The 3,431-nt window shown below is 70.4% G+C and carries 6 protein-coding genes; 5 read left to right on the top strand and 1 reads right to left on the bottom strand.

Features of this window, described 5'->3' with window-relative positions; genetic code table 11:
* Positions 1–513 (top strand): cytochrome d ubiquinol oxidase subunit II (locus B9G49_RS17045; protein ID WP_233125201.1); only part of this gene is annotated, 513 nt, incomplete at its 5' end.
* Position 514: 1 nt separating this feature from the next.
* On the top strand, positions 515–760 hold the full coding sequence (locus B9G49_RS10975; RefSeq protein WP_086216391.1) for a hypothetical protein: 246 nt from the start codon (positions 515–517) through the stop codon (positions 758–760).
* Between the two features lie 22 nt (positions 761–782).
* On the opposite strand, the gene B9G49_RS10970 is transcribed toward B9G49_RS10975, so the two are convergent.
* A complete protein-coding gene (locus B9G49_RS10970) occupies positions 783–1,022 on the bottom strand; it encodes a hypothetical protein (RefSeq protein WP_049932799.1) in 240 nt (79 codons plus the stop codon).
* A 139-nt stretch (positions 1,023–1,161) separates the two neighbouring features.
* Between B9G49_RS10970 and B9G49_RS10965 the strand changes: the two genes are divergently transcribed.
* The 3 genes from B9G49_RS10965 (at position 1,162) to B9G49_RS10955 (ending at position 3,413) form a co-directional block, all read left to right on the top strand.
* Positions 1,162–1,881: a helix-turn-helix domain-containing protein gene (locus tag B9G49_RS10965; protein ID WP_086216390.1), complete on the top strand. Its 720-nt coding sequence runs from the start codon at positions 1,162–1,164 to the stop codon at positions 1,879–1,881.
* A complete protein-coding gene (locus B9G49_RS10960; RefSeq protein ID WP_086216389.1) occupies positions 1,878–2,810 on the top strand; it encodes a sulfurtransferase in 933 nt (310 codons plus the stop codon). The genes B9G49_RS10965 and B9G49_RS10960 overlap by 4 nt, the downstream gene beginning before the upstream one ends.
* Before the next feature lie 237 nt (positions 2,811–3,047).
* On the top strand, positions 3,048–3,413 hold the full coding sequence (locus tag B9G49_RS10955) for a helix-turn-helix domain-containing protein (protein ID WP_086216388.1): 366 nt from the start codon (positions 3,048–3,050) through the stop codon (positions 3,411–3,413).
* Positions 3,414–3,431: the final 18 nt, after the last annotated feature.

The following is a 3,431-nucleotide window of genomic DNA, read 5'->3' as shown; positions in this document are numbered from 1 at the left end:
GTCACCGGGGTCGCCGTCACGGCGCTGACCGTCGTTTCCGGCGCCGCGTTCCTCCGCCTGAAGGCCCGAGACGCGCTCCCCGAGACGGTGACTGAGATCGGCGTCGGGGCCGTCGCGGCGTACCTCTTCGCGGTCGCCGCGACCCTCGGCGCCCTGGCGACTCGGCTCCCCGCCGGCGTCGACGCGCTGCTATCGCCCCCGGTGCTCGCGCTGGTCACCGCCTCCGTCGGGCTCGGCGTCGGCTACGGCGTCGCGCTTCGACGCGGGGCGGACCTCGCCGCGCTCGCGGCGGCCGCGGGACTGACGTACGGGCTGACCGCGGTCGTCGCGGTCCTCATGTACCCGCGCATCGACCCGGCGACCGGGGCGACGGTCGGGGAGGCCGTCGTCTCGACGCTGCCGCTGAACCTCATGTCGATCGGCGCGGCCCTGCTGTTACCGCTGGTCGCCGTGTACTTCGCCGTCCTGTACTCGGCGTTCAGCGGCCCGATCACGGCCGAGGAGGCGTACTGAGATGAGCGACGGCTCGGAGGCGCACGCGCCGACCCGGCGGTCGTCGGTCGGAACGCTGCTGCTCTCGCGCGTGGTCATCACGTGGGCGGAGCTCCTCGTCGTCGGGTTCGGCGGGGCGGTCGCGGGCGGCGCCGCGTCCGGCCCGCCGCAGCTCGTCGTCTACTTCGCGACGGTCCTCGCCGCGGTCGCCGTGTTCATGTTCAACGTCGACCGGCTCGTCGCCGCCCGCATGCGAGAGGCGACGTGACCGGAGTGCGCCGCGCCGAGCGTCAGTCCGACCGACGGCTCGACCGCCTGAACGGACCGACGCCGTGGCGCTTGGCGACGATGCCGAACAGCAGCGCGGCGCTGGGGAGGAAGAGCAGCGCGCCCAGCGCGGTGACGGTGTCGTCGTGGGTCAGTCCGAGAGCGAATCCCCCGATCCCGGCGGCGAGCGCGAGGAGGGCCGGGATGAGGAGACGGCTCCGGAGCGCGGTCGGCGTCTCGCGACCCGAGGGTGAAAGCTCCATACGAGACAACGTAAGTGCGTCGGGCCCATATCACACGCGTTGTCGAGGGACAACTTCCCGCCGGGACGCGGCCCGACGCCGGCGAGGTCACCGTCACCGCCGCGAACCGAGACCGCACGACCGGACCAGTCACCGCCAGATGTACGACTTCAGCTTCGAGATAACGTACGAGCCCGGCGCCGACGAGTACGTCGACCTGTTCATCGACCGCGGCTCCCTCCAGTCGGAGGCGACCTACTCGTGTCTGGACCCCACGGAGCTGTGGAAGCTCGAGTCGGTGACCGGCGACGCGGCCGACCTCGACGCCGTGGACGAGCTGCTCTTAGACGAGTCGGTCGACCGCGAGTCGATCAGCGGCCGGGCGTGTCGCTCGGCCCGCGCGACGAGCCTGTTGACCGAAGAGCAGCGGCGGCGGGTGGCGTACACGTACGTCTCTGACGTGGACTACTGCGAGTCCGTCCCGCTCATCACGGCGAAGTACGTCGACGGGGGCGTCCTCTTCGAGCAGACGCTGTCCGGCGACACGATCCGCTGGCGCGTGCTGGTCCAGGACGACTCGAAGATCGGAATGTTGTACGACACGCTGTCCGCGAAGCTCGGCGACGGGCTGTCGTTCTCCTTCGAACACCTGACCGAGGTCGACCACTGGGAGAGCGAGCTGCTCTCCCGGCCCGACGTGCCGGCCGAGCAGCGCGAGACCCTGTTGCTCGCCGTCGAACGCGGGTACTTCGAGACGCCGCGAGACGTGACGCTCGACGAGCTCGCGGCGGAGCTCGACGAGCCGCGCTCGACGGTGTCGTACCGGCTTCGACGCGCGACCGCGGAGCTGGCGAAACGGTTCGCCGACCAACAGTCATGACCGCAGAAACCCCACCCGACGACGATCAGCGGAAGCCCACAAGCGCGTCGCTAGCGGGGCGGTACGCGACGGACGTGCTCGTCAGCCCCGACTGGGTCGACGCCCGCCTCGACCGGTTCGACGCCGCCGACCCCAACCTGCGCCTGCTCGAGGTCGACGTCAACGCCTCGTTCTACGAGGAGGGGCACGCGCCCGGCGCCGTCGGCGTCGACTGGCGCACCGAACTCCGGTCGACGGAGGTACACGACATCCTCTCTCCGGAAGAGATGACCGCCTTCCTCGAATCGAGCGGGATCACCGAGGAGACGACCGTCGTCATCTACGGCGACAACCGGAACTGGTTCGCGGCCCACCTGTACTGGCAGCTCACCTACTACGGCCACCCGGACGTCCGGATCATGGACGGCGGCCGAGAGTACTGGACGGAACACGACTACCCGACCACGACGGACCCGGTCGACCCGCCAGCCGTAGCATACGGCGACGCGCCCGACGCGCCGGCCAGACCGGCGGTGCGGGCCGCGCGCACGGACGTGCGGGCGGCGCTCGACACGGACACGAAGTTCGTCGACGTGCGCCTGCCCGAGGAGTTCCGGGGGGAGATCACGAAGCCCCCCGGCAGCAACGAGGGGGCGATGCGGGGCGGCCACATCCCCGGGGCGACGAACGTGTTCTGGGCGGAGAACGTCCGGCCCGACGGCCTGTTCAAGTCGCCCGAGGAGCTGGCGGCCGTGTACGAGTCTCGGGGGATCACCCCCGAGGACGACATCATCGTCTACTGCCGGATCGGAGAGCGGTCGTCGGTGACGTGGTTCGTCCTCGAGGAGCTGCTCGGCTACGAACACGTGCGGCACTACGACGGCTCCTGGACCGAGTGGGGGAACATGATCGGCGTCCCGATCGAAGTGGGCGAGCCCGACGGCGGCTAGCTACTCCCGACGACGGCCCGCTGTTGTCTCGGCGGCGGCTGGGTACTGCCTTCGAATCGGGGCTAGCCGCCGCTCTCGGCCGTCGAGACCGGTCGTTGTCCTGCGCCAAACGGTTACATTAGCCGCTGTGCGCGCAAACGTCGGTAATGAGCGGTTCTCACGCCGAGCGGAGGGCGAAGCGCACAGGAGGCCGGGGCGGAGACCGGCGAAGCGAACCCGCATCGCCGGTCGGTGGCGATGAGTGACGCCGGGTCGAAGCGGGGCGAGTCCGGCTCCGTCCGGCGGCTCCTCGACGCGCTGAGCGAGGAAACGAACCGGACGATCCTGTCGGAGCTCGACGAACCAACCTCGGTCGCCGAGCTCGTCGAGGAGTGCGACATCCCGATGTCGACGGTGTACCGGCGCTTGGACACGCTCGAGGACATGGACCTGGTGACGGAACACGTCGCGGTCGACGCCGAGAGGGGTCGGTATCGGCTGTACGAGCGCAACGTGCGCCGCGTCACGATCACCGTCGACGAGGACGGGCGGCTCGGGACCCGAGTCGAGCGCCCGGCCGGGAACCCCGACGAGACGGTGACGTGGCGGCCGGACGGCGAGTGACGGTCGGGCTGGTAGTGC

This window comes from Halorubrum sp. SD683, assembly GCF_002135045.1.
Taxonomy (GTDB): domain Archaea; phylum Halobacteriota; class Halobacteria; order Halobacteriales; family Haloferacaceae; genus Halorubrum; species Halorubrum ezzemoulense.
Note: the sequence above shows the minus strand (reverse complement) of the source record. Positions and strands in the feature narration are given on the sequence as shown.

Coding starts and splice junctions, on each gene's coding strand:
- B9G49_RS10975 (WP_086216391.1), top strand. CDS start 515: ATGAGCGACGGCTCGGAGGCGCACGCGCCGACCCGGCGGTCGTCGGTC.
- B9G49_RS10970 (WP_049932799.1), bottom strand. CDS start 1,022: ATGGAGCTTTCACCCTCGGGTCGCGAGACGCCGACCGCGCTCCGGAGC.
- B9G49_RS10965 (WP_086216390.1), top strand. CDS start 1,162: ATGTACGACTTCAGCTTCGAGATAACGTACGAGCCCGGCGCCGACGAG.
- B9G49_RS10960 (WP_086216389.1), top strand. CDS start 1,878: ATGACCGCAGAAACCCCACCCGACGACGATCAGCGGAAGCCCACAAGC.
- B9G49_RS10955 (WP_086216388.1), top strand. CDS start 3,048: ATGAGTGACGCCGGGTCGAAGCGGGGCGAGTCCGGCTCCGTCCGGCGG.